The organism is Neorhizobium sp. T7_12, from assembly GCF_002968535.1.
Taxonomy (GTDB): Bacteria; Pseudomonadota; Alphaproteobacteria; order Rhizobiales; family Rhizobiaceae; genus Neorhizobium; species Neorhizobium tomejilense.
Map to the genome: position 1 here is coordinate 1 of NZ_PVBK01000044.1, position 1504 is coordinate 1504.

At 63.8% G+C, this 1504-nt stretch carries 1 protein-coding gene; it reads right to left on the reverse strand.

Annotation, left to right across the window (positions count from 1 at the left end):
* Nucleotides 1–1504 (reverse strand): acetate--CoA ligase (acs, locus tag C5J26_RS32355; RefSeq protein ID WP_105405486.1); only part of this gene is annotated, 1504 nt, incomplete at both ends.

Consider the following 1504-nt stretch of genomic DNA (forward strand, 5'->3'; position numbering starts at 1 on the left):
TTGGCGATCAGGTCGTCGACCACGCCGGGATCGGCAAGCGTCGAGATATCCCCGAGCGCGCCGAAGTCGTCCTCTGCGATCTTGCGCAGGATGCGGCGCATGATCTTGCCGGAGCGGGTTTTCGGCAGGCCGGGCGCGAACTGGATCTTGTCCGGTTGAGCGATCGGGCCGATCTCCTGGCGGACGTGCTTCACCAGTTCCTGACGCAGCGCATCGCTGCCTTCGTGGCCGAACATCAGGGTCACGTAGCAATAGATGCCCTGGCCCTTGATATTGTGCGGGTATCCAACGACAGCGGCTTCGGACACGAGACTGTGGGAGACCAGCGCCGATTCGACTTCCGCCGTGCCGAGCCGGTGGCCGGAGACGTTCAGCACGTCATCGACGCGGCCGGTGATCCAGTAATAACCGTCCTCGTCGCGCCGGCAGCCGTCGCCGGTGAAATATTTCCCCTTGTAGGTGGAGAAATAGGCCTGGATGAAGCGGTCGTGGTCGCCGTAGAGCGTGCGCATCATGCCCGGCCAGCTGTCCGCGATGCAGAGATTGCCGTCGGCCGCGCCTTCCAGCACCTTGCCCTCGTTGTCGACCAGTTCCGGCTTCACGCCGAAGAACGGCTTGGTCGCCGATCCCGGCTTCAGGTCGGTGGCGCCCGGAAGCGGCGTGATCATGTGGCCGCCGGTTTCCGTCTGCCACCAGGTATCAACCACCGGGCAGCGTTTGTCGCCGACCACGTTGTAATACCATTCCCAGGCTTCCGGATTGATCGGCTCGCCGACTGTGCCGAGCAGACGCAGGCTTGTCCGCGAGGAGCGTTTCACGAACTCGTCGCCGGCGCCCATCAGCGAGCGGATTGCCGTCGGCGCCGTGTAGAAAATGTTGACCTTGTGCTTGTCGATGATTTCCCAGAACCGGCCCTGATCGGGGAAGTTCGGCACGCCTTCGAACATCAGCGAGGTGGCGCAGTTCGCCAGCGGCCCGTAGACGATGTAGGAATGGCCGGTCACCCAGCCCACATCCGCCGTGCACCAGTAGATGTCGCCGTCATGGTAGTCGAACGTATATTCGTGAGTCATCGCCGCGAAGACGAGATAGCCGCCGGTCGTGTGCAGCACGCCTTTCGGCTTGCCGGTCGAACCTGATGTGTAAAGGATGAACAGCGGATCTTCCGCCTTCATCTTCGCCGGCTCGCAATGCTCCTTCACGGTGGCGATTTCCTGGTGGTACCAGAGGTCGCGGCCGGGCGCCCAGCCGGTCTTGCCGCCGGTGCGGCGCACCACCACGACCTTGTTGACGATCACGTGCTGGCGGGCCGCGATATGGATCGCGGTATCGGTATTGTCCTTGAGCGGCACCGGCTTGCCGCCGCGCACGCCCTCGTCGCAGGTGATCACGAAGGTGGACTGGCAGTCGATGATTCGGCCGGCCAGCGCTTCCGGCGAGAACCCGCCGAACACGACCGAATGCACCGCGCCGATACGGGCGCAGGCGAGCATCGCATAGGCCG